General features: G+C 73.4%; 23 protein-coding genes and 1 pseudogene. 12 read left to right on the top strand and 12 right to left on the bottom strand.

Annotated elements, in window-relative coordinates; all coding sequences use genetic code 11:
* Positions 1 to 69: 69 nt before the first annotated feature.
* Positions 70 to 1,593 (bottom strand): BadF/BadG/BcrA/BcrD ATPase family protein, encoded by a 1,524-nt coding sequence (locus tag ACIBNA_RS31475; protein WP_399168575.1) that lies wholly within the window; start codon positions 1,591 to 1,593, stop codon positions 70 to 72.
* An 8-nt stretch (positions 1,594 to 1,601) separates the two neighbouring features.
* Between ACIBNA_RS31475 and ACIBNA_RS31470 the strand changes: the two genes are divergently transcribed.
* Complete coding sequence (locus tag ACIBNA_RS31470) at positions 1,602 to 2,870, top strand: glycosyl hydrolase (protein ID WP_399168574.1); 1,269 nt, start codon at positions 1,602 to 1,604, stop codon at positions 2,868 to 2,870.
* Between the two features lie 4 nt (positions 2,871 to 2,874).
* On the opposite strand, the gene ACIBNA_RS31465 is transcribed toward ACIBNA_RS31470, so the two are convergent.
* From ACIBNA_RS31465 to ACIBNA_RS31445, 5 genes are all read right to left on the bottom strand, one after another.
* Positions 2,875 to 4,368 carry a glycoside hydrolase family 3 N-terminal domain-containing protein gene (locus tag ACIBNA_RS31465; protein ID WP_399168573.1) on the bottom strand — a complete coding sequence of 498 codons (1,494 nt, stop codon included), beginning with the start codon at positions 4,366 to 4,368 and terminating at the stop codon, positions 2,875 to 2,877.
* A 79-nt stretch (positions 4,369 to 4,447) separates the two neighbouring features.
* A complete protein-coding gene (msrB, locus tag ACIBNA_RS31460) occupies positions 4,448 to 4,855 on the bottom strand; it encodes a peptide-methionine (R)-S-oxide reductase MsrB (RefSeq protein WP_399168572.1) in 408 nt (135 codons plus the stop codon).
* Positions 4,856 to 4,869: 14 nt separating this feature from the next.
* A complete protein-coding gene (murC, locus tag ACIBNA_RS31455) occupies positions 4,870 to 6,261 on the bottom strand; it encodes a UDP-N-acetylmuramate--L-alanine ligase (RefSeq protein ID WP_399168571.1) in 1,392 nt (463 codons plus the stop codon).
* A gap of 81 nt (positions 6,262 to 6,342) precedes the next feature.
* Positions 6,343 to 6,816 carry an indole-3-glycerol phosphate synthase gene (locus ACIBNA_RS31450; RefSeq protein ID WP_399168570.1) on the bottom strand — a complete coding sequence of 158 codons (474 nt, stop codon included), beginning with the start codon at positions 6,814 to 6,816 and terminating at the stop codon, positions 6,343 to 6,345.
* A gap of 249 nt (positions 6,817 to 7,065) precedes the next feature.
* Positions 7,066 to 7,881: a pyrimidine reductase family protein gene (locus tag ACIBNA_RS31445; RefSeq protein ID WP_399168569.1), complete on the bottom strand. Its 816-nt coding sequence runs from the start codon at positions 7,879 to 7,881 to the stop codon at positions 7,066 to 7,068.
* Positions 7,882 to 7,954: 73 nt separating this feature from the next.
* On the opposite strand from ACIBNA_RS31445, the gene zapE reads away from it, so the two are divergent.
* From zapE to ACIBNA_RS31415, 6 genes are all read left to right on the top strand, one after another.
* A complete protein-coding gene (gene zapE, locus ACIBNA_RS31440) occupies positions 7,955 to 9,022 on the top strand; it encodes a cell division protein ZapE (protein ID WP_399168616.1) in 1,068 nt (355 codons plus the stop codon).
* Positions 9,023 to 9,730: 708 nt separating this feature from the next.
* Positions 9,731 to 10,312, top strand: a complete 582-nt coding sequence (locus tag ACIBNA_RS31435; protein ID WP_399168568.1) for a carbonic anhydrase — start codon at positions 9,731 to 9,733, stop codon at positions 10,310 to 10,312.
* Positions 10,313 to 10,320: 8 nt separating this feature from the next.
* Positions 10,321 to 11,817: a SulP family inorganic anion transporter gene (locus ACIBNA_RS31430; RefSeq protein ID WP_399168567.1), complete on the top strand. Its 1,497-nt coding sequence runs from the start codon at positions 10,321 to 10,323 to the stop codon at positions 11,815 to 11,817.
* 166 nt (positions 11,818 to 11,983) lie between these two features.
* The gene (locus tag ACIBNA_RS31425; RefSeq protein ID WP_399168566.1) at positions 11,984 to 12,850 is read left to right on the top strand and encodes a slipin family protein; all 867 of its coding nucleotides are present in this window, start codon (positions 11,984 to 11,986) and stop codon (positions 12,848 to 12,850) included.
* Positions 12,851 to 12,940: 90 nt separating this feature from the next.
* The gene (locus ACIBNA_RS31420) at positions 12,941 to 14,323 is read left to right on the top strand and encodes a PhoX family protein (RefSeq protein ID WP_399168565.1); all 1,383 of its coding nucleotides are present in this window, start codon (positions 12,941 to 12,943) and stop codon (positions 14,321 to 14,323) included.
* An 87-nt stretch (positions 14,324 to 14,410) separates the two neighbouring features.
* The gene (locus tag ACIBNA_RS31415) at positions 14,411 to 15,304 is read left to right on the top strand and encodes a PPK2 family polyphosphate kinase (protein WP_399168564.1); all 894 of its coding nucleotides are present in this window, start codon (positions 14,411 to 14,413) and stop codon (positions 15,302 to 15,304) included.
* Between the two features lie 12 nt (positions 15,305 to 15,316).
* On the opposite strand, the gene ACIBNA_RS31410 is transcribed toward ACIBNA_RS31415, so the two are convergent.
* The gene (locus ACIBNA_RS31410) at positions 15,317 to 15,802 is read right to left on the bottom strand and encodes an SRPBCC domain-containing protein (RefSeq protein ID WP_399168563.1); all 486 of its coding nucleotides are present in this window, start codon (positions 15,800 to 15,802) and stop codon (positions 15,317 to 15,319) included.
* The gene (locus tag ACIBNA_RS31405) at positions 15,799 to 16,197 is read right to left on the bottom strand and encodes an ArsR/SmtB family transcription factor (protein WP_399168562.1); all 399 of its coding nucleotides are present in this window, start codon (positions 16,195 to 16,197) and stop codon (positions 15,799 to 15,801) included. Before ACIBNA_RS31405 ends, ACIBNA_RS31410 begins: the two co-directional genes overlap by 4 nt.
* An 85-nt stretch (positions 16,198 to 16,282) precedes the next feature.
* On the opposite strand from ACIBNA_RS31405, the gene ACIBNA_RS31400 reads away from it, so the two are divergent.
* A complete protein-coding gene (locus tag ACIBNA_RS31400; RefSeq protein ID WP_399168561.1) occupies positions 16,283 to 17,803 on the top strand; it encodes an FAD-dependent oxidoreductase in 1,521 nt (506 codons plus the stop codon).
* A gap of 12 nt (positions 17,804 to 17,815) precedes the next feature.
* Positions 17,816 to 18,010, top strand: coding sequence for a hypothetical protein (locus tag ACIBNA_RS31395; protein WP_399168615.1), 195 nt, complete (start codon positions 17,816 to 17,818; stop codon positions 18,008 to 18,010).
* Here the strand turns inward: ACIBNA_RS31395 and ACIBNA_RS31390 are convergent.
* Both ACIBNA_RS31390 and ACIBNA_RS31385 read right to left on the bottom strand, forming a co-directional pair.
* On the bottom strand, positions 18,002 to 18,673 hold the full coding sequence (locus ACIBNA_RS31390; protein WP_399168559.1) for an ABC transporter: 672 nt from the start codon (positions 18,671 to 18,673) through the stop codon (positions 18,002 to 18,004). The genes ACIBNA_RS31395 and ACIBNA_RS31390 overlap by 9 nt on opposite strands.
* Positions 18,670 to 19,536, bottom strand: coding sequence for an ATP-binding cassette domain-containing protein (locus tag ACIBNA_RS31385; protein WP_399168558.1), 867 nt, complete (start codon positions 19,534 to 19,536; stop codon positions 18,670 to 18,672). The genes ACIBNA_RS31390 and ACIBNA_RS31385 overlap by 4 nt, the downstream gene beginning before the upstream one ends.
* A 42-nt stretch (positions 19,537 to 19,578) precedes the next feature.
* Here ACIBNA_RS31385 and ACIBNA_RS31380 point away from each other — a divergent pair, with 42 nt between their 5' ends.
* Complete coding sequence (locus ACIBNA_RS31380; RefSeq protein WP_399168557.1) at positions 19,579 to 20,340, top strand: peptidyl-tRNA hydrolase; 762 nt, start codon at positions 19,579 to 19,581, stop codon at positions 20,338 to 20,340.
* A gap of 69 nt (positions 20,341 to 20,409) precedes the next feature.
* Complete coding sequence (locus tag ACIBNA_RS31375; protein WP_399168556.1) at positions 20,410 to 20,871, top strand: hypothetical protein; 462 nt, start codon at positions 20,410 to 20,412, stop codon at positions 20,869 to 20,871.
* 13 nt (positions 20,872 to 20,884) lie between these two features.
* Here the strand turns inward: ACIBNA_RS31375 and ACIBNA_RS31370 are convergent, their stop codons facing one another.
* Positions 20,885 to 21,424 carry a potassium channel family protein gene (locus tag ACIBNA_RS31370; RefSeq protein WP_399168554.1) on the bottom strand — a complete coding sequence of 180 codons (540 nt, stop codon included), beginning with the start codon at positions 21,422 to 21,424 and terminating at the stop codon, positions 20,885 to 20,887.
* Between the two features lie 165 nt (positions 21,425 to 21,589).
* On the opposite strand from ACIBNA_RS31370, the gene ACIBNA_RS31365 reads away from it, so the two are divergent.
* Positions 21,590 to 23,170, top strand: a complete 1,581-nt coding sequence (locus ACIBNA_RS31365; RefSeq protein WP_399168553.1) for a DUF692 domain-containing protein — start codon at positions 21,590 to 21,592, stop codon at positions 23,168 to 23,170.
* Positions 23,171 to 23,322: 152 nt separating this feature from the next.
* Here the strand turns inward: ACIBNA_RS31365 and ACIBNA_RS31360 are convergent.
* Positions 23,323 to 23,706, bottom strand: a pseudogene (locus ACIBNA_RS31360) (GMC oxidoreductase); the annotation flags it as partial.
* Positions 23,707 to 23,865 lie beyond the last annotated feature (159 nt).

Below are 23,865 nucleotides of genomic sequence, written 5' to 3'. Positions count from 1 at the left end.
GGTCACGGACGCGGACGTCGACCGGGGCGGTGGGGTCGCGGTACAGGGGTGTGCCCTGCCGGGTGGCGGTCACGTACGGCCGCCGTGGGCGAGGCGGGCCAGGGCGACGGCGCCGCGGCAGCCGTCGGGGACCCAGTCGAGGGGCAGGCCGAGGGCGCGGAGACGGGCTTCGAGGCGGTCGGTGAGCGGGCCGTCGGGGCCGAGCAGTCCGCCGGTGGCGACCACCCGCTCCCCGGAAACGGGACCCAACGCCCGTACGGTTTCCGTGAGTTGGTCCGCCGCCTCGTCAAGGATCGCCAGGGCGACCGGATCCTCGGCGTCCCGGGCCGCCGCGACGACCAGCGGCGCGAGCCGGGCCAGGCGGATGGGGGGCTCGGCCATGACGGCGGGGAGCAGGTGCCTGCGGTAGGCCTCGCGGTGGGGGCGGGACCAGGGGGTGTCGTCGTGGGGCGGGAGGGGGCGCCGACCGAGGGCCGGAGAACCGGCCAGGCCACCGGTCGCGCCCCCGGCCCCGGCCCCTCCTGTCTGCGCCGGGCCGGACGGCCGCCCGCCCGCGGCTCCGGCTTCTCCGGACTGCCCCGGACCGGCCGACGGCCCGCCCGCGCCGGCCGACCGACCACCCGCGGCTCCAACGCCTCCGGACTGCCCCGGACCAGCCGGCCCCCGTCCGCCCCCGGCCCCGGCCCCTCCGCTCCGCCCCGAACCGGCCGTACGTCCACCCGCGGCCCCGCCGCCCCCGTTCCGCCCCGAACCAGTCGGCCCCCGTCCGCCCCCGGCCCCGGCCCCTCCGGTCCGCCCCGAACCAGCCGGCCACCCACCCGCGGCGGTCGGCCCGGTCACCGGCGACGCCGCCTCGTGCCGCCCGTCACGCGACGCGCCGTCCGCGCCGCCCGGGACCACGTCGGGGGACAGCCTTCGCACCGCGCCGCCGGCCACGCCACCGGACGCCCCGCCGGGCAGCGCGTCGCCCGGCACCCCGAGTTCCCGCCCCACCGCCTCCGCCAGCACGGTCGGCGCGCCCCTGCCGTCGGCCATGCGCAACGCGGCACGTACCGCCGCGCGGCCGATCCAGAAGCCGCTGCCGTCGTCGCCGAGGAGCCAGCCGTCGCCGTCCACGGTGGCGGTGCCGCGGCGGCCGGTGATGCGCATGGCGACCGCGCCCGTGCCGGCGACCAGCGCGAGACCGTCGGCCGGGGTGCCCGGGGCGGAGGCGAAGGCCGCCTCGATGTCGCTGCCGATGACGGGCGGACCCGCGTCGATGCCCAGCCTGCGCAGGGCGGCGGTGAGGGCGGCCAGGGCGTTGCGCCGCCCCGGCTCGTCGGCGGCGTCCGTCGCACCCGCGAAACCGCCGGCCACGGCCACGACCCGGTCACGGACCGACTCCGGCACGGCCCGCCCGACGGCCTCGGCGAGGTGCTCGGTGAGCTGCGGCACCGGAACGGTCAGGGCATTGCCCGGCCCGGCGGCGCCCTCGCCCACCGGACGCCCGTCCTCGGCGGCCGCCAGGACCGCCCGGGTCCGCGTGCCGCCCGCGTCGAGACCGATCACCAGGGCCGAGGCGCCTTGACGCTCCTGGTTCAATTCATTACCCATCGCCGACTATGGTGATTGATGCATTCACCCAGGGCAAGACTCGACCCGAGGAGGATCCCATCCCTACGCTCCGCTTCGGCGTCAACTACACGCCCCGCCGCGGCTGGTTCCACTCCTGGCACGACTTCGACCCGAAGCACGCCCGCGAGGACCTGGACCAGATCGCCGCGCTCGGCCTCGACCACGTCCGGGTCTTCCACCTCTGGCCGCTCCTCCAGCCCAACCGGACCCTCATCCGCACCTCCGCCGTGGACCAGCTGGCACACCTGGTCGACCTGGCGGCGGAGGCCGGTCTCGACGTCCTGGTGGACGGCGTGCAGGGCCATCTGTCCAGCTTCGACTTCTACCCGGAGTGGACCCGCAGCTGGCACCACCGCAACGTCTTCACCGACCCGGAGGCCGTCGCCGCCCAGGCCGAGCTCATGCGGACCCTCGGCCGCGCCCTCGCCGGCCGCCCCAACCTCATCGGTCTCCAGCTCGGCAACGAGCTCAACAACCTGGTCGAGCACAACCCCGTGACCCCGGACGAGGTGGACCACTACCTCGACACCCTGCTGGCCGCAGCCCGCGAGCACCTGCCCCGGGGCCGGATCGCGACCCACTCCGCCTACGACGCGGCCTGGTACGGCGACGACCACCCCTTCACCCCCGAGGCCTCCGCCCGCAAGGGCGATGTCACCACCGTCCACCCCTGGGTGTTCTCCGGCGACTGCGCCCGCCGCTACGGCCCCCGCTCCCCGCAGGTGCTGCACCTCGCCGAGTACGGCACGGAACTCGCCAAGGCCTACGCCGAGGACCCGGCCCGCCCGGTCTGGGTCCAGGAGACGGGCGCCCCGGAACCGCACGTCCCGAAGGCCGACGCGCCCGAATTCGCCCGGGCGACCGTACGGAACGCGGCCGGCTGCGAGGGCCTGTGGGGCGTGACCTGGTGGTGCTCCCACGACGTGGACCGCTCGCTGGCCGACTACCCGGAGCTGGAGTACACCCTGGGCCTGTTCGACGCGCGGGGCAACGCCAAGCCGATCGCGACCGCCCTCGCCGAGACGGTCGCCGAGGTCCGCGCGGGGCACCACCCGGCCCGCCCCCGCGACACGGCCCTGGTCCTGGACTGCACGCCGTCCACGCGTTCCGTGTCCGGCCCGCAAGGCGCGTACTTCGAGGCGTGGATGGCCCTGCGCGCGGAGGGCGTCCGCCCGGCGGTGGTCCTGGCGGCGCGGGCGGACGACGCCGCGCACCTGGCGGCGCGCGGCATCAAGGAGGTCGTACGAGTGCCGTAGGGGCTCAGCCGCCCGCCAGCACCTCGGCGACGGCCCGCAGGTTCGCCCGGCCCCGTCCGTAGGAGCACAGCGTGCCGCCCTCCGGCAGCCCGGTGTCGACCCGTACGGCATCGGGCCGCCGGGCCAGCAGGGCGGCGCGCAGCCGTTCCTGCCAGGGGTGCAGCCCGGCGTCGCAGGTGGCGACGACCAGCGGCGCGGCACCGGACGCGCGCAGGATCCCGTCCACGACGGCGGCCGGATCCGCCGGCTCCCCGGTGACCGCCGTCCCCGTGGCCGTGGGATCGACGGCGCGCACCTCCGTCAGCAGGTCCTCGCCGCCCCAGTTGAGCGCGGGGTGCGGCGGCGGGAACAGGTCGACGACGTGGGCACCGCGCACGACCGGCGGCACCGGACGGCTGCGGACAGCCCGGCGGGCCGCCTCCAGCCCGGCCCCCGCGTCCCAGCCGTCGACCGCCCCGGCCGGAACCGCGTACCGCCCGGCGAGCCGCCGCACCCGCCCGGCGGCCTCCCACAGCCGCTCCTCGGACAGCACGGCCGAGCTCAGCGCGCCGAGCACCGCGTCCCGGCAGGCCAGGGTGACCTGAAGGTCCGGCACGGCCACGATGACCTGGTCGGCACCGGCCGCGAGGGCGATCCGCGCCCCGGCGGCCTCGCCATAGCGGTCGGCGATCGCCCTCATCTCCAGCGCGTCACTGACCAGGACCCCGTCGAAGTCCAGCTCGTGGCGGAGCAGATCGCCCAGGATGCGGCGGCTCAGGGTGGCGGGCCGCCCGGGGTCCAGCGCCGGGTACACGACATGCGCGCTCATGATCATCGGCACACCCGCGTCGACGGCCGCGCGGAACGGTTCGAGGTCGGCCCGCAGTTCGTCGTACGGCCGCGGATCGACGGCGATGCCGTGGTGGCTGTCGGTCTCGGTGCCGCCGTGCCCGGGGAAGTGCTTGGCGCAGGAAGCGACGCCCCGCCGCTCGGTGGCGGCGATCCAGGCCCGCAGGTGCCGGGCGGCGAGCGCGGGTTCGGCACCGAAGGAGCGGGTGCGCACGATCGGGTTGCGCGGGTGGTGCTGGAGGTCGGCGACCGGGGCGTAGGAGACCGTGATGCCGAGGGAGGCCAGATGCCCGGCCAGGGCGTCGGCACAGCGGGCGGTCAGTCCGGGATCGTCGGCGACACCGAGCGCGAACGAGCCGGGCACCTCGGGAGCGCCGGCACCCACCAGGTGCCCGATCCCGCCGCCCTCGTTGTCGATCCCCACGAGCAGGTCCGGCCGGAGGGACCGCAGCTCCCCGGTGAGCCGCCGCACCTGCTCCGCGTCCCGCACATTGCGGGTGAACAGGATGACCCCGCCGAGCCCCCGGTCGACGAGCCGCTTGAGCTCGTCCGGGACACCCGTCGTCCCGTCGAACCCCGCGACGAGACAGTGGTGGGCGGCCTCGTCGAGATCGACGGGGAGGCCGGCGGGGCCTGTGGGGAGGTGCGCGGAGGAGGTCACCCCGGACATCCTCTGGCTCACTCAGCCGTAAGTCAACGGCCCTGCGGTTCACCGATTCATAGGGTTCACCGATTCATCCGCGAGCGGCTCAGGCCTCCTCGGGCGCCAGCCGCAGCGCGATGCTGTTGATGCAGTACCGCTGGTCCGTGGGCGTCGGGTACCCCTCACCCAAGAACACGTGCCCGAGGTGGGAGCCGCAGCGGGCGCAGCGCACCTCCGTGCGGACCATGCCGTGGGAACGGTCCTCGATCAGTTCCACCGCGTCGGTGTCCTTCGGGTCGAAGAAGGACGGCCAGCCGCAGTGGGACTCGAACTTCGTGTCCGAGGTGAACAGCTCCGCGCCGCAGGCGCGGCAGGAGTAGACGCCCCGCGTCTTGGTGTCGGTGTACTCACCGGTGAAGGCGGGCTCCGTGGCCGCCTGGCGCAGAACCGCGTACTCGCCCGGGGTCAGCTCCGCGCGCCACTGCTCGTCCGGCTTCTCGACGTCGTACGGCATGAGCCTCCAGCCCCTCAGTTCGACAGACGGTCCAGGATGCGCGGGCCGAGTTCGGTGACGTCGCCCGCTCCCATGGTGAGAACGAGATCCCCCGGCTTCGCCATTCCCGCGACCACCGAGGGGACGTCCGCCTTGTCGTGCACCGGCGTCACGTCGGCGCCCGCCGCCCGGGCCGCCTCGATGATCAGCTCGCTGGTCACGCCGGGGATCGGGTCCTCACGGGCCGGGTAGATGTCCAGCACCACCGAGGCGTCCGCCAGGGCCAGGGACTGGCCCATCTCCTTGCCCAGCTCCTGCGTCCGCGAGAACAGGTGCGGCTGGAAGACGACCAGGATCCGGGCGTCGCCCGCCGCCGCGCGCATGGCCTGAAGGTCGGCGGTCATCTCGGTGGGGTGGTGCGCGTAGGAGTCGATGACCTGCACGCCCGCTGCCTCGCCCATCAGCTGGAGCCGCCGCTTCACGCCCTTGTACGCCGCCAGCGCCGTGGCCAGCTCCTCGGCGGGGACGCCGAGCGCCACGCCCGCCGCGAGCGCGGCCACCGCGTTGTGCGCGTAGTGGCGGCCGGGGACGGAGACCGTGAAGGTCAGCTCCTCGCCCTCCAGCACCACGGTGACCTCGCTCTTCAGGCCCTGCGGCACGACCGACAGGATGCGCACGCCGGCGTCCTCGGGCTCGCCGTACGTCACCACCCGCACGCCGCGTCCCGCGACCCGGCGCGTCAGCTCCCGCGCGCCCTCGTGATCGGCCGCGACGACCAGCGTGCCGCCCTCGGTGACACGGCCCACGAACGTCTCGAACGACTCGTAGATCTCGTCCATCGACGCGTAGTTGGCGTGGTGGTCCAGCTCGACGTTGAGGACGATCGCGACCTCGGGCGCGTACTTGTGGAAGCTGCGGTCCGACTCGTCCGCCTCGGCGACGAAGATCTCACCCTCGCCGTGCAGCGCGTTGGAGCCGGGGGCGTCCAGGTCCCCGCCGATCGCGTACGACGGCTTCAGGCCCAGCTCGCTGAGGGACACCGCGAGCATGGAGGTCGTGGTCGTCTTGCCGTGCGTACCGGCGACCGCGATCGGGCGCAGGCCCTCCATCAGGGCGGCGAGCGCGTCGGAGCGGTGCACGACGGGGATGCCGAGCTCGGCCGCGCGGGCCAGCTCGGGGTTGTCCTGCCGGATCGCCGAGGACACGACCACACAGCTGGCGTCGTCGGCCAGGTGCTCCGCCGCGTGCCCGATGTGCACCGTGACACCCAGCGCCCGCAGCGCCTCGGCCGTCGCCGACTCCTTGGCGTCACTGCCCGCCACGACGGCCCCGCGCTGCGCGAGGATCTTCGCGATCCCCGACATCCCGGCCCCACCGATGCCGATGAAGTGCGGTCGGTCCATGGCGGTGGGAAGGCCGGGTGCCATGCGTGTCTCCCTGTACGTGTGCGGAACGTTCAGCGGCACAGCCTATGCCGAAGCGTCTGGAGACGTTGACATCACCGGTGGCTATGCCTTGCTGTGCGAGAACAGCTTCAGCACCGGCACACCGACCTTGTGCCGCGCCCGCGACGCCCAGTCGCGGTGGAAGAACTCCTCCACGTAGTGAGGGTCGGTCAGCACGATGACCTCATCCGCACCGACCTCCTCCACCAGGGACTTCAGCGCGTCCAGCGGATGTTCCTCGATCAGCCGCCCTTCGGCCCCGCTCCCGGACGCCCGCAACGCCGCGAGTGAAACCTCCAGTGCCCGCTGCCCGACGCTCAGCGCCTCCTCGCCCTGGGGCGTCTCCCCCTCGCGTACGGCCTCGTCGAGCTCGCCGAGCGCGATGTCGTCGATGGCCCGCAGCAGCCGGTCCGCCTGCTCGCCGCGCGGCTGGAGCAGCACCTGGAAGGAGACCGGCTCCTCCCCGTGCAAGGTCGTGACGAACTCCACGTCGGCGGACGTCAGGGCCTTCTCGATCATCAATACGCTTGTGAACACCAGGCGCCCCTTCTGCTCCCGGGGGCCTGTGGCCCCACTCCTCCGTGGGCCGTGCGGGGCCCCGCGGAAACCATCCTGCCCGTTCGCACGGGTGCTGCCGGATCCAGTGTGCCCTCCGGAGAGGAAACGGAACGGCACATTCCGCCGATTACCGGACCGGCGACGACCACCGCCCCGATTTCGGGCCTGCCGACCGGTTCGGCTCCCCGGGTGCCGACACCTGTACCCCGTGCGGCGCGGTTCAGTACGTCAGGGCCGCCCGTACCGCGTGAACAGGAAGCCGTCCTCCTCCAGCATCGACACCAGCCTGAAGCGCTGCGGCACCGTGACGGCGGGCCCCCCGGCGATGCGCTGCGCGTCGCCCGCGGTGAGCATCGGGGAGACGGTCAGGCACAGCTCGTCGAGCACGCCGGCCGCCACCAGCTGCCCGAGCAGCCGCGGTCCGCCCTCGGTCAGCAGCCGGGTGTGGCCGAGGCCGACGAGGGCCTGGACGGCGCGGGCCGGGTCCACGCCGATGCCGTCCCCGGCGGTGACCACCCGGGCGCCCGCCTTCTCGGCGGCGGCGACACGGTCCGGGGCGGCCGAGGCTCCCGTGAGGATCAGGGTGGGCACCAGGGGCGAGGTGAACAGCGGCAGCGAGAAGTCCAGGTCCAGGCTGGCGGAGACCACCGCGATCGCGGGGGCGGGGCCCTGCCCGGCCGCCTCCCTCATCTCCGCGAACTCGGCACGCGCGCGTGCCGGCCGGTACCCCTCCTGGCGCACCGTCTGCGCGCCGACGACCACGACGTCCGCCAGCGCCCGCAGCGTGCCGAAGATCCGCATGTCGGTCGCGCTGGAGATGGGCTGCGAACGGCCGTCGTGCTGGGCGGCCCCGTCCAGCGTGGACACCATGTTGGCCCGCAGCCACGGCAGCGGCCCGCCGGGCCCCGCCTCGGGATAGGCGTACGCGGCGGCCAGCTCGGCCAGACTCCACTCCCGTCCGGCCCCGTCACGAACACCCTCCCCGGGCATCCCACCCGAGTCCGGAGCTGCTGTTTCATCGGTCACAGGGAACAGACGTCGCATGCCGTGCAGTGTTCCACGCCCCGTAGCATGGTGAACCGTGTCCTCCTCCCCTGCCCCCTCCGGAACCGGCCCCATGACCGACCCGGCCCCGCTGTCCCTGTGCGCCCGCGAGCCGCACGTGCCCGCGGACCGGCTGGTCGCCGAGATGGTGCCGCCGCCGCGGTTCGACTCGGTGCGCTTCAGCACGTACATCCCGGACCCGAACCAGCCCAGCCAGACGGAGGCCGTCCGGGTCCTGGAGGGCTTCGCGGCGGGTCTCGGCCAGGGAGCGGGCGGCTCCGGCAAGCGGCGGCTGTTCGGATTCGGCAGGGCACCCAAGAAGGCGGCCCCGGCCGGCCCGCGCGGCGTCTACCTCGACGGCGGTTACGGCGTCGGCAAGACCCACCTGCTGGCGTCCCTGTGGCACGCCACCCCGGCCGAGCCCGCGCTCAAGGCGTTCGGCACGTTCGTGGAGCTGACCAACCTGGTCGGCGCCCTCGGGTTCCAGCAGACCGTCCAGACCCTTTCCGGCCACCGCCTGCTGTGCATCGACGAGTTCGAGCTCGACGACCCCGGCGACACCGTCCTGGTCTCCACCCTGCTCGGCAAGCTCGTCGACGCGGGCGTCGCGCTCGCCGCCACCTCCAACACGCTGCCCGGCAAGCTCGGTGAGGGCCGGTTCGCCGCGGCCGACTTCCTGCGCGAGATCCAGGGCCTGTCGGCCCACTTCCGCGCCCTGCGCATCGACGGCGAGGACTATCGCCACCGCGGGCTGCCCGCGGCGCCGCCGCCGTACTCCGACGAACAGGTGACCGAGGCGGCGCACGCCACCGAGGGCGCCTCCCTCGACGCATTCTCGCCCCTCCTGGAGCACCTGGCCCGCGTGCACCCCAGCCGGTACGGCGCCCTGACCGACGGAATCAAGGCCGTCTGCCTCACCGGCGTGCGGCCGGTTCCCGACCAGTCGACGGCGCTCCGGCTCGTCGTCCTCGCGGACCGTCTCTACGACCGTGAAGTGCCCGTGCTGGCCTCGGGTCTGCCATTCGACCAGCTCTTCAGCGAGGAGATGCTGAACGGCGGCTACCGCAAGAAGTACTTCCGGGCCATCTCCCGGCTCACCGCCCTGGCCCGCGACGCGGCCAAGCTGGCGAACACGCGGTAACCACAACCCCAGTATCGCGCCAACCGCCGTATCGCAAGCGTTGATTCAAGCCAACGCACCTACGGTTTTCAGGCTCTCTTCAGCTTGAAACGTTAAGTTAACCCTGCAAACGACCTTGCAGGGTTAACGTGTTTCTTGACCAGCCATTGACTAAGTGTTGGTCAGCGCTAGATGTGCGAATCAGTCGAAGGGGGGCGCATGCGCCGAGGTACGACGGCACGGACCGTGGTTTCGCTCCTCGCCGCCGTCCTGCTCGCCCTCCAGTTCTTCGCACCGACGGCGTCCTTCGCATCCGTGCACACCCACCGTGAAGTCGAGGCCAAGGCTCAGTCCGGAACTGAACCAACCGGCGCGTCTTCGCGCCCCGGAAGCAAGCTTTCCGGGAAGGCTCTGCGCGACGAGATCGCGACCTGCCGCGCCGGACACCATCAGGGCCCGACCGGGCCCCTGCGGACCCGCGACCGGTTCCACCACGCCGACTCGGCGCCATCGGCGCCCGATCGGCCGTTGCTGAGGCACATCCCGCCGACAGCACCGGAACGGGTCACACCCGGCGTCGCATACGAACGCACGTCGAGATCCTCGGCGTCGCGTACTCCGGCAGCGCTTCAGGTCTTCCGCTGCTGAGGAACAGAGCAGTTCCACCCCCACCTCTGTCATGCCCGTCCGACGCGCCCCCACTGCGCGCCAGGAGGAGTCACCACACTCATGCAACCCCTCATCGACAACGCCCGCATGTTCGGACAGCGCCCTGAGGAGTTCGCTCGCCTCGCCGAGGGCCAGTCCCCCGACGTCCTGTTCATCACCTGCTCCGACTCCAGGGTCGTACCGGCCCTGATCACGGGCGCCCGGCCCGGCGAGCTCTTCGAGCTGCGCACCGCGGGCAACGTCGTCCCCCCGTACGCCTTCGGACACCCCACCTCGGAGGCGGCCACCATCGAGTACGCCGTGGAAGTGCTCGGCGTCAAGGAGATCGTGGTCTGCGGCCACTCGCACTGCGGCGCCGTCGGCGCGGTGGTGCGGGGCGACGACCTCACCGCCGTTCCCGCCGTGCGTGACTGGCTCGCGCACGCCTGCGACGAGCCCAAGTGCGCGGACCCGGCCGACAAGACGGTCGCCGAAGCCGTGCAGAACCACGTCCTGGCGCAGGTGGAGCGACTGCGCTCCTACCCGTGCGTCGAGAGCCGTCTGACGGACGGCCGGCTGCGGCTGCACGCCTGGTTCTACGAAGTGCACACCGGAACCGTGCGGAACCACCGCGCGGACACCGACACCTTCGAGACCCTGTGAGGGACACCATGACCAAGTTCCCTTACCTGAGGCAGGACTTCCTCGCCTCCATCGTCGTCTTCCTGGTCGCCGTGCCGCTCTGCATCGGTGTGGCCGTCGCCTCCGGCGTCCCGGCCGAACTCGGCCTGATCACCGGCATCGTGGGCGGCCTCGTCACCGGTCTCATGCGCGGCAGCAGCCTCCAGGTGTCCGGGCCCGCCGCCGGCATGACCGTGCTGGTCTTCGAGGCTGTCAGCGAGTTCGGGGTGGCCGCACTCGGTGTGATCGTGCTGATGGCCGGTCTGCTCCAGCTCGCCATGGGCTTCCTCGGGATCGGCCGCTGGTTCCGGGCGATCTCCGTCTCCGTCGTCGAGGGCATGCTCTGCGGCATCGGTCTGGTGATCATCGCCGGGCAGATCTACGCGGCGGCGGGCCTGAAGGCCCCGGAGACCGGCATCGGCAAGATCGTGGGGCTGCCGGGGGCGTTCACCGACGCCCTGGGCAGCACCGAGGCTCTGATCTCGCTCGCGATCGGCGCGGGCACCATCGCCGTCATCGTGCTGTGGAAGAAGCTGCCGAAGGCCGTGCAGTCCGTGCCGGGCGCCCTCGCGGCGGTGGTCCTGGCCACGGTCGCCACGCTCGCCCTGAGCCTGCCGGTCGCCACGGTCGAGGTGGAGGGCCTGCTCGGCGTCATCCAGCCGCCCGGGACCGACGCCCTCGGTGAGCTGGCCGGCCCGGCCATCTGGGGCACGATCATCGCGTTCGCGCTGATCGCCTCCGCGGAGAGCCTGTTCAGCGCGGCGGCCGTGGACCGGCTGCACGACGGTCCGCGCACGCAGTACGACAAGGAGATGATCGCCCAGGGCGCGGGCAACACCGTGTGCGGTCTGCTCGGCGCGCTGCCCATGACCGCGGTGATCGTCCGCAGCTCGGCCAACGTCAACGCGGGTGCGAAGACCAAGGCGTCCCGTGTGCTGCACGGCGTGTGGCTGCTGCTGTTCGCCGCCGCGATGCCGTGGGCCCTGGCCCTGATCCCGCTCCCCGCCCTCGCCGGCATCCTGGTGCACGCGGGCTGGAAGCTGATCCCGTTCCGCCAGGTCGTGGCGCTGTGGCGGGCTCACAAGGGCGAGGCGCTGATCCTCGTGGTCACGGCCGTGTCGATCGTCGCGGTGAACATGTTCGAGGGCGTCCTGATCGGTCTGGCCCTGTCGGTCGTCAAGACCGCCTGGGAGGCCTCGCACGTCAAGCTCGAGGTCATAGACAAGGGTGCCGGCCCGATCCAGGCCTACCTGTCGGGCAACGCGACGTTCCTGCGGCTGCCGAAGATCCTCGACAGCCTGGAGGCCCTGCCCCAGGACCGCCCGGTCGAGCTGGACCTCTCGGGTCTGCACCACCTCGACCACGCCTGCCGCACGGCCCTGGAGAGCTGGGCCGAACGCCACAGCGCGACGGGCACGGAGCCGGTGAGGCTCACGGAGCCGGAGCCGGAGCCGTCTGCGGAGGCCGAGAAGGTCACGGCCGCGTAGCGACGTAGCCGGAACGCCGACAATCCCTGGTCCGGGGCGCGCCCGAGAAGCGCGCCCCGGACCTTCGCGTGTACGGCCCCGGCCCGCAAGGCATGGCCCCGACCCCGAGTCCGGGCATATCGTTACAGGAACAGACGAAACGGGACCTCTGGACGGGGAGGTCGGCATGGTCGAAGAGCTGATCGGGGTGGTGGCGGCGGCCGGAGCCGGGGGGCTGGTGTATCTGGCCTCGGCGGCGCGGATCGTCAAGCAGTACGAGCGCGGGGTGGTGTTCCGGCTCGGGCGGCTGCACGGGGAGGTGCGGCGGCCCGGGTTCAACATCATCGTCCCCGCGGTGGACCGGCTGCGTAAGGTCAACATGCAGATCGTGACCATGCCGGTGCCCGCCCAGGAGGGCATCACCCGCGACAACGTGACCGTGCGGGTCGACGCGGTCGTGTACTTCAAGGTCGTGGACCCGGCGGCCGCGATCGTCAACGTCGAGGACTACCGCTTCGCCGTCTCCCAGATGGCCCAGACCTCCCTGCGCTCGATCATCGGCAAGAGCGAACTGGACGACCTCCTGTCCAACCGGGAGAAGCTCAACCAGGGCCTGGAGCTGATGATCGACAGCCCGGCCGTGGAGTGGGGCGTGACGATCGACCGCGTGGAGATCAAGGACGTGTCCCTGCCGGACACGATGAAGCGCTCCATGGCCCGCCAGGCCGAGGCCGACCGCGAGCGGCGGGCCCGGCTGATCAACGCCGACGCCGAGTACCAGGCCTCGAAGAAGCTGGCACAGGCCGCTCACCAGATGGCCGACACGCCCTCGGCGCTCCAGCTGCGCCTGCTCCAGACCGTGATGGCCGTGGCGGCGGAGAAGAACTCCACGCTGGTGCTGCCCATCCCGGTGGAGCTCCTGCGGTTCCTGGAAAGGGGCCACCAGGAGGCGGGCCGGCAGGAGACGGGCCGGCAGGCACCGGAGTCGGCGGAACACCCCGTCGACACGACAGAACAGGCCATCGACGAACTGCGGCACGCGGTCGAGCAGTGACCCACGCTACGCGCGTGGTTTCCGCCGCCCGCACCAGGTGGTAGACACAGCGGGATCACAGTTCCTGTCCGCCAGCAGGAAGGTTTCGCCATGACCAAAACCGGTCGTATCGCCACCCGACGTCAAGTACTAGCCGGTACGGGCGCCCTGGGCGTCGGGATCGCGTTCTCCGGCGCCCTGTCCGAACTCTTCGCCGGCACCGCCGCCGCCCAGAACCTCGGCCACGACGGCTACGGCCCGCTCGTCCCCGACCCGAAGGAGCTGCTCGACCTGCCGGAAGGTTTCAGCTACCGGGTCCTCTCCCGCGAGTCGGACCCGCTCCGCTCCGGCGAGGGCAAGGTCCCCTCCAACCACGACGGCATGTCGGCCTTCGCGGGCAGAGGCGGCCGGGTCCACCTGGTCCGCAACCACGAGAACCGCGCCGACGGCAGGGTCCCGGTCCCGACGATCGAGGGCCTCACCTACGACCCGGCCGCCAAGGGCGGCTGCACGGCCCTCACCGTGGACTCCCGCAACAACGTCCTGTCGGAACGCGTCGCGATCGCCGGCACGGCCGTGAACTGCGCGGGCGGCCCCACCCCGTGGGGCACCTGGCTGACCTGCGAGGAGACCGAGGAAAGGGCGAGCGCCGCCGGCTACGCCAAGGACCACGGCTTCATCTTCGAGGTCGACCCGGCCGACCCGCGCCGCACGGGAGCCGTACCGCTGACCGCGATGGGCCGCTTCCAGCACGAGGCGATCGCCGTCGACCCCCGGCGGGGCGTGGTGTACGAGACCGAGGACGCCTTCCAGAAGCCCTTCGGCCTCTTCTACCGCTTCCTGCCGGACCGGCCGCTGGGCGGGCGGGGTTCGCTGCGCGCGGGCGGCCGGCTCCAGGCCATGCGCGTGCCCGGCGTGCCGGACCTGTCCTCGATCCAGGACATCGGCGCGGAGTTCGACCGCGTCGAGTGGGTGGACGTACCGGACCCGCAGGCCGCGCGGACGCCGATCCGGCTCCAGGACTTCGGCCCCAGGGGCATCACGCACGCGCAGAAGCTTGAGGGCTGCTACTGGGGCGGCCGGTCGGTGTACTTCGTGTCGTCGTTCGCCCGCAGCGCCGAGGGGTCGGCGGCCGACCACTTCGGGCAGGTCTGGCGCTACGACCCGGACCGGCGGCGGCTGACCCTGGTGATCGTCTTCGGTCCGGACACCGACATCCAGAAGCCGGGAGAGTCGCCGGACAACATCTGCCTGGCGCCCAGCGGCGGCCTGATGGTCTGCGAGGACGGCGACGGCGCCCAGCACGTCTACGGCGTGACCCGGCGCGGCGAGGTGTACGCGATGGCCCGCAACCGGCAGACCATCGGCACCCCGGAGGAGCCCGAGTGGGGTGAGTTCGCCGGGGTGGCCTTCTCACCCGACGGCGACACGATGTACGTCAACTGCTACAAACCCGGCACCACGTTCGCGGTGACAGGCCCCTGGCGCCGGTAAGCGAGGCTCCGTTTCCCGTCAGGGCGCCGGGTGCGCAACCCGGCGCCCCGGCGGACGATCGAGGCCCGGGGAACGGAAGGGGGCCCGGTGACGGAGAAGGACAAACCGGAGAAGGACGCGGCGGAGAAGGCCGAGCGCGGGACCTCGCTGCGGGAGCGGCTGCGCGTCCCCGCAGGTGGGCCGGTCGACCTGGCCCGTCACGACGCCGCCGCCACTCCCGGCGGCCCGGACGGCAAGGCGGCGGGCGAAGCCGCCACGGCCCGGATCGGCGAGCGGCTCGCCGACCTTCAGGAACGGCTGTGGGCGGCGAGCACCGCGGGCGACCGGCGCCGCGTCCTGCTGGTGCTCCAGGGCATGGACACCAGCGGCAAGGGCGGCACGGTCAAGCACGTCATCGGCCTGCTCAACCCGGCCGGCTGCCGGATCACGGCGTTCAGGGCACCGACCGCCGAGGAACGCGCGCACTCCTTCCTGTGGCGCGTGGGGAAGGCGCTCCCGCTCCCCGGCGAACTGGGCATCTTCGACCGCTCGCACTACGAGGACGTACTGGTCGCCCGGGTCCGGGAGCTCGCGCCCCGCGCCGTGATCGAAAGCCGCTACGAGCGGATCAACCGTTTCGAGCGGTCCCTCGCCGACGACGGCGTGACCCTGATCAAGTGCTTCCTGCACATCTCCTACGACGAGCAGCGCCGCCGCCTGCTCAGACGCCTCGACAAGCCGGACAAGCGCTGGAAGTTCGCCCCGTCCGACATCGACGACCGCGCCCTGTGGCCCGCGTACCAGGAGGCCTACGAGATGGCCCTGGAGCGCTGCGGCACCTCGTACGCGCCCTGGCACCTGGTCCCGGCCGACCGCAAGTGGTACCGCAACTGGGCGGTCAGCACGCTGCTCCTGGAGCATCTGCGGGAGCTGGATCCGCGGTATCCGGAGGCGGACTTCGATGTGGCGGAGTGCCGGAAGCGGCTGCTGGAGCAGTCCTGATCCCGGGCCGGGTCAGGAGGCGAGCAGGGCGTCGATCTGGCCGACGGCCTCCTTCAGGCCCTCCTCCATGCCCATGGTGATCAGCTGTTCCATCTGCTCACGGGAGTCGAAGAGGGAGCGCATCTCCATGCGGGTGCCGCCCTCGTGCTCGGTGAGCCGCACCCGTACGGACGTGGTCGGCATGTCGCCCTTGGGCTTTCCGTCGTCGTCGGCGAAGCCGTCGGTGAACTCCAGGGCCGTCGGCTCGGAGACCGAGGAGACGCGCCACCAGCCGCGGTGCCGGTCGCCCTCCGGGCCGGTCATGAAGTATGTGACCTCTCCGCCGGGGGTCAGGTCGTGCTCCTCCACGGTCGCCGGGTAGGTCGGCGGGCCCCACCAGCGCTCCAGCTGCCGGGGGTCGGCCCACAGTTGCCACACCCGCTCCACCGGGGCGGCGAAGTCGGCGATCAGGGTGAGGGTGAGGTTGTCGAGATCCTTGTCGACACTGGTGACGCTCATCTCTCGGGTCCTTCCGGGGTGTCGTTCTCTTCGGTACGGGGGTCTTGCGGCCCTTCGGTGCCGGGGTCCTGCGCGAGCAGCCGGGCCATCCGGTCCACGCGCCCGCGCCATGCCGACTCGAGCTCGTCGAGGGCCTGGCGGGCGCGGCCCACCGCGTCGGGGTCGGTGCGCACGAGCTGCTCCCGTCCGCTGCGCTGCTTGCTGACGAGACCGGCCCGTTCCAGCACCGCGACGTGCTTCTGCACGGCCGCGAAGCTCATCGGATAGGCCTCGGCCAGCCGCGAGACCGACAGCTCCCCGCGCACGCAGCGGCGCAGTATGTCCCGGCGTGTGGTGTCGGCCAGGGCGTGGAACAGGCGGTCCACCGTCTCGTCGTCCAGCTCATCTACAACCATTTGGTTGTACGTTAGTCCTGCCGGTCCCTTCTGTAAAGCGACCCGCCGGACACTGAAGCGGGCGGTCGGGGGTACCCGGTGGCTCATGAGCGACAAGCCACAGGTCAGCAGCTCGTACTGGCTGGAAACCGCACCGGACGGCCGTCATCCGGCCCTGACGGAGGACCTGGACGTCGACGTGGCGGTGATCGGCGCCGGGATCGCCGGACTGAGCACGGCGTGGGAGCTGACGCGGGCCGGGCGGAGCGTGGCGGTGCTGGAGGCCGGGCGGGTCGCGGCCGGGGTCACCGGGCACACCACCGCCAAGGTCACCGCCCTGCACACGCTCGTCTACGACAAGCTGCGCCGCACCCGCGGCCCCGAGGGCGCGCGGCTGTACGCCCGGTCCCAGTCCGAGGCGATCGAACGCGCGGCCGGGATCGTCGAGGAACTGGGCATCGACTGCGAGTGGGAGACCCGGAGCGCCTACACCTACGCCTGCGACGCGGGCCGGCTGGAGGAGCTGCGTGCCGAGGCGCGGGCGGCCGCCGAGGCGGGGCTGCCCGCCTCGTTCGTGACGGAGACCGGGCTGCCCTTCCCGGTGGCGGGCGCGGTCCGGGTCACCGGCCAGGCCCAGTTCCACCCCCGCAAGTACCTGCTGGCCGTCGCCGCCGACCTGGTCGAACGCGGCGGTCGGATCTTCGAGGACACCACGGTCCTCGGTCTGGACGAGGGCGAGCCGTGCCGGCTGTCGACCACGACCGGAGCGACGGTGCGGGCCCGGGACGTCGTCGTCGCGACGCACTATCCGATCTTCGACCGGGCCCTGCTGTTCGCCCGGCTGGCGCCGCGCCGCGAGCTGGTCGTCGCCGGGACGATCCCCGCGGACCAGGACCCGGACGGCATGTTCATCACGCCCGACGAGGGCATCCGCTCGGTGCGCACCGCGCCCTACGAGGGCGACCGGCGCCTGCTCGTGGTCACCGGCGAGCACTTCACCCCGGGTACGGGCGACACGCGGGCCCGTTTCGAACGCCTCACCGCCTGGGCCACCGAGCACTTCCCGGACCTGGACGTCACGCACCGGTGGGCCACTCAGGACATCGACCCCACGGACACCGTGCCGATGGTCGGCCCGCTGCACCCGGGCGCCCGGCACGCCTATGTGGCCACCGGCTTCGGCGGCTGGGGCATGACCGGCGGCATCATGGCGGGCAGCCTGCTCACCGCGCAGATCACCGGCGAGGAGAGCGAGTGGAGCGGGCTGTACGACCCGCGCCGGCTGAAGCCCGCCGTGCGGGAGGCGCCGGCGTTCCTCAAGACCCAGGCCAAGGTCGCCGGCCACTTCGTCGGGGACCGGCTGCGGCCCGCTCCGCCGGTGGAGTCCCTACCACCCGGCGAGGGCGCCGTGGTCCGCGCCGACGGGCACCACCGCCTCGCGGTCTACCGGGACGACGACGGCAACCTGCACTCCGTCTCCGCCCGCTGCACCCACCTGGGCTGCCTGGTCGCCTTCAACTCCGCCGAACGCGCCTGGGAGTGCCCCTGCCACGGCTCCCGCTTCGACACGGACGGCAAGGTGATCCAGGGCCCGGCGACCCAGCCGCTGGAGCAGCGGGACATCTGACAGGACTACTGCCTGATCGACGCGACCAGGCCGCCCCGGGCGGACGGGCCGCCGTACGCCATGGGGGTCCCCCCGCTCGAGCGCAGCCGAGAGTGGGGGAGCGTGCTGTGCCGGGAGCCGACGGAGTACCCGGAGTCGTACAAGGGGATCACCCTCTGCCCGGTCTGTGAGTGGCAGGAGGCGCAGCGCACCACCTGCTCAGGGTGATCTGCGGGCGGCGAGCGCACCGGCCAGGGCCAGCGCGGCGGCCGCGACCAGGGCTGCCGCGGCCAGGGGCAGCAGCGGCAGCGGGACGGTGCCCGACCGTGAGCCGGTCACCAGGCCCTGCACCGCCGCCTGCGCCGGGGAGCCGGTGGCCACCAGGGACAGCAGCGCCGCGAGCAGCAGGGCCAGGACGGCACGGCCCCGCGACCGCAGCAGCGGCCGGCTGGTGAGCGCGCCGACGGCCGTGCCGAGCAGGGCGCAGGCCAGGGCGGCGAGCAGCCCGGCCCCGCAGGCGGGGGCGGGCGGCACCGGGGTGCGGTGGTCCGAGGCGACCGGAGCGCTCAGCAGCGTCACGACGAGGGTCGCGACCGTGCCGAGCGCCGCCGCGCCGGACAACGCCACCAGCAGACAGGCCACATGGGCGCGTGCGGGCCCGACGGCCGCCGCCACGCAGCCGCGCGCCGCCTGCGGCTCGGCCGTGGCACAGATCCGCGCCAGCCAGGCGGCGACGGGCAGCAGGGCGGCGGCGGAGTAGCCGAGCGAGTCGAGCACCGGCTGCCCGGCCTGGACGCTGATCGCGAGGAAGGCGGCGTAGAGCAGGAACGGCGGCAGCCAGCGCTGGGAGCGCAGCAGCAGGGCGGCGTGGTAGCGCAGGAGGGCGGTCATCGGCGGCTCTCGGGGGCGTCCGGCCGCCGCGCCACACTCACCACGTGCCAGGGCGGGCGGGCCGTGAGCAGGGCGCGGAGCAGGACGTCGGAGTGCGGGGCGGGGACGGTGAGGCGGTGGCTGCCCGGCGCGGTCTCCTCGGCAGAGGTGACGGTCCGCCGCACGTCGTCGGGAAGCCGTCCGTCCGGCGGGCCCTGGACCTCGACCGTGACCTGCGGTCCGGACGGCAGCGGTCCCGGCCCGGCACTCTCGACGAGGCTCCCGTCGCGCACGGTGTACGTCGCGTCGGGCAGGCCCGCCAGGCGGCTCGGGTCGTGGTCGACGAACACCACGGATCCGCCGGCCGCCGTGCGCTCGGCGACCGCCCGCTCCAACTCGGCGCGGGCGTCGCTGTCCAGGCCGGTCCACGCCTCGTCCAGCACCAGCAGCTCCGGCTCCCCCAGCAGTGCCTGGGCGATCGCGACCTTCTGGCTGCTGCCCTTCGACAGCCGTGCCATGGGCGTTTCGGCGTAGGCGGCGGCGCCGAGACGCTCCAGCCACTCGGCGGCTACGCGGGCGGCCGCCCCGCGGGTCAGGCCGTGCACGGTGCCGAGGTGGGTGAGGTAGCCGGCGGCGGTGAACGGCAGGGCCGGCGGGAACCGCTCGGGGACGTACGCGGTGCGCGGGCGGCCGGTGATCCGGCCCTCGCTGGGGGCGTCGATGCCGGCGAGCAGCCGCAGGAGCGTCGACTTGCCGGTGCCGTTGCCGCCCTCGACGCGGACGAGCCGGCCGGGTGCCACCGTCAGGTCGACACCACGCAACACCCAGGGGCCGCGCAGGCCGTAGCGGCGGCCCGCGTTCTCCAGGCACAGGTCGGGTCGCATGCGGCCATCCTGCACGATCTTCCGGCTGGCACACTGGGATTCGTGAGCGAAGACCCGACGCCCGTGAGCGACAGCCCCTTCCGGTCCGAGCCCTCGGCCCGCGACACGGCGCCGCAGTTCGTGCTGCCGCTGGTCGTGCGGATCGAGCGGGCGGACCCGCCGGCGCGTACGGACGCGCTGGAGACGGCCGCGCGGGCCGTGCTGACGATCCTCGGCGACGAGCGGTCGGCCGGCGACGGTGAGTGGGCGCAGGCGGTGCGGGACTGGCAGGACGCGCGGATCCGCAAGGTGGTGCGGCGGGCACGCGGCGCCGAGTGGCGGCGGGCGGAGGCGCTGCCCGGCATCACGGTCACCGGAAAGTCGGCCGAGGTGCGGGTCTTCCCGCCGGTCCCACTGGACGGCTGGCCCAAGGACCTGGCCCGGCTCCAGGTCTCCGGCACCGACCTGGACGATCCGGAGCCGCCGGTGGACGCGGACCCGGCCGCGCCCGTGCTGTGGCTGAACCCGGACCTCGGCATGTCGGCCGGCAAGGCGATGGCGCAGGCCGGACACGCCGCGCAACTGGCCTGGTGGGAACTGCCCGACGAGGAGCGGGCCGCCTGGCACGACGCGGGCTTCGCGCTCTGCGTACGGACGGCCGACCCGGCCCGCTGGCCCGAACTGACCGGCAGCGGACTGCCGTTGGTCCGCGACGCGGGGTTCACGGAGATCGCGCCCGGCTCGTGCACGGTGGTCGCGGACCACCCCGCGCTGCGCCGGGAGCCGTACGCGCCGGGCGGCCCGGCGTCCACCCGTTCGGAGTAGCCGCAGGCGCGCCGGTCGCGGGCGGGTGCTCCAGTGGGGTTACCAGCAACCCCGACCCAGGAGGCAGCCATGACCAGCGCCGCGCCCCCTCCCCCCGCTCCGCCCGCTCCCGACGACCGGTCGCCCGGCGGCCCCGGCCCGGGCGGTTCCGGTGACCAGTGGGCGGCCGGGGGCCTCGCTCTCGGCGGCACCCTGATGGTCGTCTACGGCCTGTTCGCGGTGCTCCAGGGCATCACGGCGATCGCCGACGACGAGGTGTACACGAGCTTCGGCGAGTACGTCTTCGAGTTCGACCTGACCGCGTGGGGCTGGATCCACCTGGTCGTCGGTGTGCTCGTGGTGGCGGCCGGGTTGGGCCTGTTCACCGGGGCCGCCTGGGCCCGGCTCGTGGGCGCGGTCGTGGTGGGACTGGCGCTGATCGCGAACTTCATGTGGCTGCCGTACCAGCCGTTCTGGTCGATCATCATGATCGTGACCGGCCTGTTCGTGCTGTGGTCGGTGTTCAACTACCGCTCGTCCCGCGCGGCGTAGCAGCCGCCGCGGGTCAGGAGGGCGGCGGGCGCCGGTCGCGTGCGGCGACCACCGCGTGCAGCCGGCGCGAGAGCGCGGTGGCCGCCGCCGTGAGGAAGACGAACGTGTACAGGATCTGAGCGACGGTCACCAGACGGGCCTCCTGCCCGCTCGGGGTGATGTCCCCATAGCCGACGGTCGCGAGCGTGACGACGGTGAAGTACAGCGCGTCGACGCGGGTGCTCAGGCCGGTGAACTGGCCCGGCCGCTGGGCGAGGGCGTAGTACCCCGACGAGAAGACCAGCACGGCCAGGCACATCAGCAGCGGGATCATGACGCCCGGCCGGGTGTGCGGCTTCTCCAGCACGACGTCGCGCACCTGGCGCAGCAGCAGCGCGGCCAGCAGCCCCAGGCACAGGGCGAACAGCGGCCAGCCCAGCCAGGGGCGGTCGTCGCCGAGCCCCTCAAGCGGCAGCAGGAAATAGGCCGTGCCCACGGCGACCACCAGTGCCCCGGCACCGGCCCACACCCGCCGGGCCGCGGCCGCGGCCGCCTGCTCGCTGCCATCGCGCATACGTCCGGTCTACGACGCTTCGGGGGATGGCGCGACCCCGGTGCCTCCGTCGGTGGGCCGAACCTCAAATGTTCCTCTGAAGACGACCGCGGCGGGGTTCGGGGACGGGCGGCTGGGCCATACCCCCCTCACGTTCGAGGAACCGGCTGTGCGGAGGAGGGGACGATGGAGCGACTGGGGACGGGCATCGGGTGGCGACCGGAGATCGCGGACGCCGTGGAGCGCATGCCGGGCATCGACTGGGTCGAGGCCGTGGCCGAGAACGTCTGCCCCGGGCATCTGCCCGAGTCGCTGCGGCGGCTGCGCGAGCGCGGCGTCACCGTGGTGCCGCACGGCGTCTCGCTCGGCCTCGGCGGTGCGGACCGGCCGGACGACGGCCGGCTGGCCGCGCTGGCCGAGCGGGTGGAGGCACTCGGCTCGCCGCTGGTCACCGAGCACATCGCGTTCGTACGGGCCGGCGGGGCGCTGACGGCGACGCCGCACCTGGAGGCGGGCCATCTGCTGCCCGTCCCCCGGACCCGGGACGCCCTCGACGTCCTGTGCGAGAACGTACGCATCGCGCAGGAGGCGCTGCCGGTGCCGCTGGCCGTCGAGAACATCGCCGCGCTGATCTCCTGGCCCGGCGAGGAGATGACGGAGGGCCAGTTCCTGTACGAGCTGGCCGACCGCACGGGCGTCCGGCTCCTCATCGACGTGGCCAACCTGCACACCAACCACGTCAACCGCGCCGAGGACCCGGCCAAGGCCCTCGCCGAGCTGCCCCTGGAGGCCATCGCCTACGTCCATGTCGCCGGCGGCTTCGAACGCGACGGCGTCTGGCACGACAGCCACGCCCACCCCGTCCCCCGGCCGGTCCTCGACATCCTGACCGACCTCGCATCCCGCGTGTCCCCGCCGGGAGTCCTCCTGGAACGCGACGAGAACTTCCCGGAACCGGCGGAGCTGGAGAGCGAGCTGGGGGCGATCCGCAGGGCGTTGGAGGCGGGCGCCGTGGAGCGCGTGAAGGCGGAGGTCCGCTGGGCGGGCAACGCACTCGCCGTACGACGCGCGGAAACCGGGCCCGGCGCGCCCGTGAACAGCGACGCACTCGCGGAGAAGGCCCCGGGCCTTCTGCGCGACCGGGCCGGCACCGAGCCCACGGCCGGGCGGCGCGAAGAAGCAGGGCCGGTCGCGCGGCGGAAGGCAGCGGACCAGCCACAGCCCGGCGTTGGGTCGCGCGATGAAGCCCGGGGCGTCGCGGGTGGGTTGGTCGGTGGGGCCGGGCGGGGCGATGAGGCCGGGGCGGCACGGGGCGCCTTCGGCCTGCCCCACCCCGGTGGGCCCGGCGGGGACGGGGCCCGGCAGCGGCTCGGGCTCGCGCAGGCCGCGCTGCTGTCGGCGCTGGTCGCGGGAACGCCCGTGCCCGAGGGGTTCGACCGGGTGCGGGTCGGCGTACAGGCCCGGGCGCTGGCCGCCAAGCGGGCGGATGTCGTGGCGAAGGTCGCGCCCGAGCTGCCGGAGATCCTCGGGGCGGACTACCGTACGGCCTTCCTCGCGTACGCCCAGACCCAGCCGATGACCGGCGGCTACCGGCGCGACGCGCTCACCTTCGCCGAGCACCTGCTGTCCTCCGGGCGGCCCGGGGACGCCGCGGCGCGGCGGGAGCTGCGGGAGTGGTGGCTGGAGCGGTCGGGACCGGCGCCGCGATCGCGGCGCCCGGTGCGCCGACTGGCCCGCGCCACCCGGAAGGTGCTGCTCCGGCGCTGATCCGAGGGCCCGCCCGTCCGCTGTCAGTCCTTCGACGGAGAGGTAGGTGAAGCCGAGCGCGAAGTTGGCCCAGGGGCCCATGTCCTTGCGGAACTCCGAGCCGGGCTCTCCCTTGGGGATACCGGCCGCCGGGGCGGGAGGCTGGGGACTGGTCACTGCGGGGCCTCCTGTTCCGCGGGGCCGGGACGGTCGAGGATCAGGTCGGCGGCGCGTTCGGCGGCGAGCAGGACGGTCACCATCGGGTTGATGGTGGGCATCGTCGGGAACACCGACGCGTCGACGATCCGCACGCCCTCGACGCCGAGCAGTCTCAACTCCGGGTCGCAGACGGCCATCGGGTCGTCCGGGGCGCCCATGCGGCAGGTGCCCGCCGGGTGGTAGACGGTGTGCGCCGCACGGCGGCCGTACTCCGACAGGCCGGCGTCGGAGACGACGTCCGGACCGGGCGCGACCTCGCGGACGAGCCAGTCACGCAGCGGGTCGGTGGCGGCGACCTCACGGGCGACCTTCAGCCCGTCCACGATGGTGCGCTCGTCAACATGGCCCATCGGGCGGATGGCGGCCACGGGCCACACCGCCGTGACGGCGTCCCGGTGGCACGGAGGACCCGGGTGGGCTAGTCGCCCGCCCGGCCAGTCCGCGCGCGAGTGTGCCGGGGCTAACACGCCGGTCCCGCCCGCCTGGAGCCATGGAAT

Origin of the sequence: Streptomyces sp. NPDC050164, assembly GCF_044459945.1 — a bacterium.
Lineage (GTDB): Bacteria > Actinomycetota > Actinomycetes > Streptomycetales > Streptomycetaceae > Streptomyces > Streptomyces coeruleorubidus_A.
This window is presented reverse-complemented; position numbering and strand designations above follow the sequence as displayed.

Coding starts and splice junctions, on each gene's coding strand:
- ACIBNA_RS31475 (WP_399168575.1), bottom strand. CDS start 1,593: ATGGGTAATGAATTGAACCAGGAGCGTCAAGGCGCCTCGGCCCTGGTG.
- ACIBNA_RS31470 (WP_399168574.1), top strand. CDS start 1,602: ATGGTGATTGATGCATTCACCCAGGGCAAGACTCGACCCGAGGAGGAT.
- ACIBNA_RS31465 (WP_399168573.1), bottom strand. CDS start 4,368: ATGTCCGGGGTGACCTCCTCCGCGCACCTCCCCACAGGCCCCGCCGGC.
- msrB (WP_399168572.1), bottom strand. CDS start 4,855: ATGCCGTACGACGTCGAGAAGCCGGACGAGCAGTGGCGCGCGGAGCTG.
- murC (WP_399168571.1), bottom strand. CDS start 6,261: ATGGCACCCGGCCTTCCCACCGCCATGGACCGACCGCACTTCATCGGC.
- ACIBNA_RS31445 (WP_399168569.1), bottom strand. CDS start 7,881: ATGCGACGTCTGTTCCCTGTGACCGATGAAACAGCAGCTCCGGACTCG.
- zapE (WP_399168616.1), top strand. CDS start 7,955: ATGACCGACCCGGCCCCGCTGTCCCTGTGCGCCCGCGAGCCGCACGTG.
- ACIBNA_RS31435 (WP_399168568.1), top strand. CDS start 9,731: ATGCAACCCCTCATCGACAACGCCCGCATGTTCGGACAGCGCCCTGAG.
- ACIBNA_RS31430 (WP_399168567.1), top strand. CDS start 10,321: ATGACCAAGTTCCCTTACCTGAGGCAGGACTTCCTCGCCTCCATCGTC.
- ACIBNA_RS31425 (WP_399168566.1), top strand. CDS start 11,984: ATGGTCGAAGAGCTGATCGGGGTGGTGGCGGCGGCCGGAGCCGGGGGG.
- ACIBNA_RS31420 (WP_399168565.1), top strand. CDS start 12,941: ATGACCAAAACCGGTCGTATCGCCACCCGACGTCAAGTACTAGCCGGT.
- ACIBNA_RS31410 (WP_399168563.1), bottom strand. CDS start 15,802: ATGAGCGTCACCAGTGTCGACAAGGATCTCGACAACCTCACCCTCACC.
- ACIBNA_RS31405 (WP_399168562.1), bottom strand. CDS start 16,197: ATGGTTGTAGATGAGCTGGACGACGAGACGGTGGACCGCCTGTTCCAC.
- ACIBNA_RS31400 (WP_399168561.1), top strand. CDS start 16,283: ATGAGCGACAAGCCACAGGTCAGCAGCTCGTACTGGCTGGAAACCGCA.
- ACIBNA_RS31390 (WP_399168559.1), bottom strand. CDS start 18,673: ATGACCGCCCTCCTGCGCTACCACGCCGCCCTGCTGCTGCGCTCCCAG.
- ACIBNA_RS31385 (WP_399168558.1), bottom strand. CDS start 19,536: ATGCGACCCGACCTGTGCCTGGAGAACGCGGGCCGCCGCTACGGCCTG.
- ACIBNA_RS31375 (WP_399168556.1), top strand. CDS start 20,410: ATGACCAGCGCCGCGCCCCCTCCCCCCGCTCCGCCCGCTCCCGACGAC.
- ACIBNA_RS31370 (WP_399168554.1), bottom strand. CDS start 21,424: ATGCGCGATGGCAGCGAGCAGGCGGCCGCGGCCGCGGCCCGGCGGGTG.
- ACIBNA_RS31365 (WP_399168553.1), top strand. CDS start 21,590: ATGGAGCGACTGGGGACGGGCATCGGGTGGCGACCGGAGATCGCGGAC.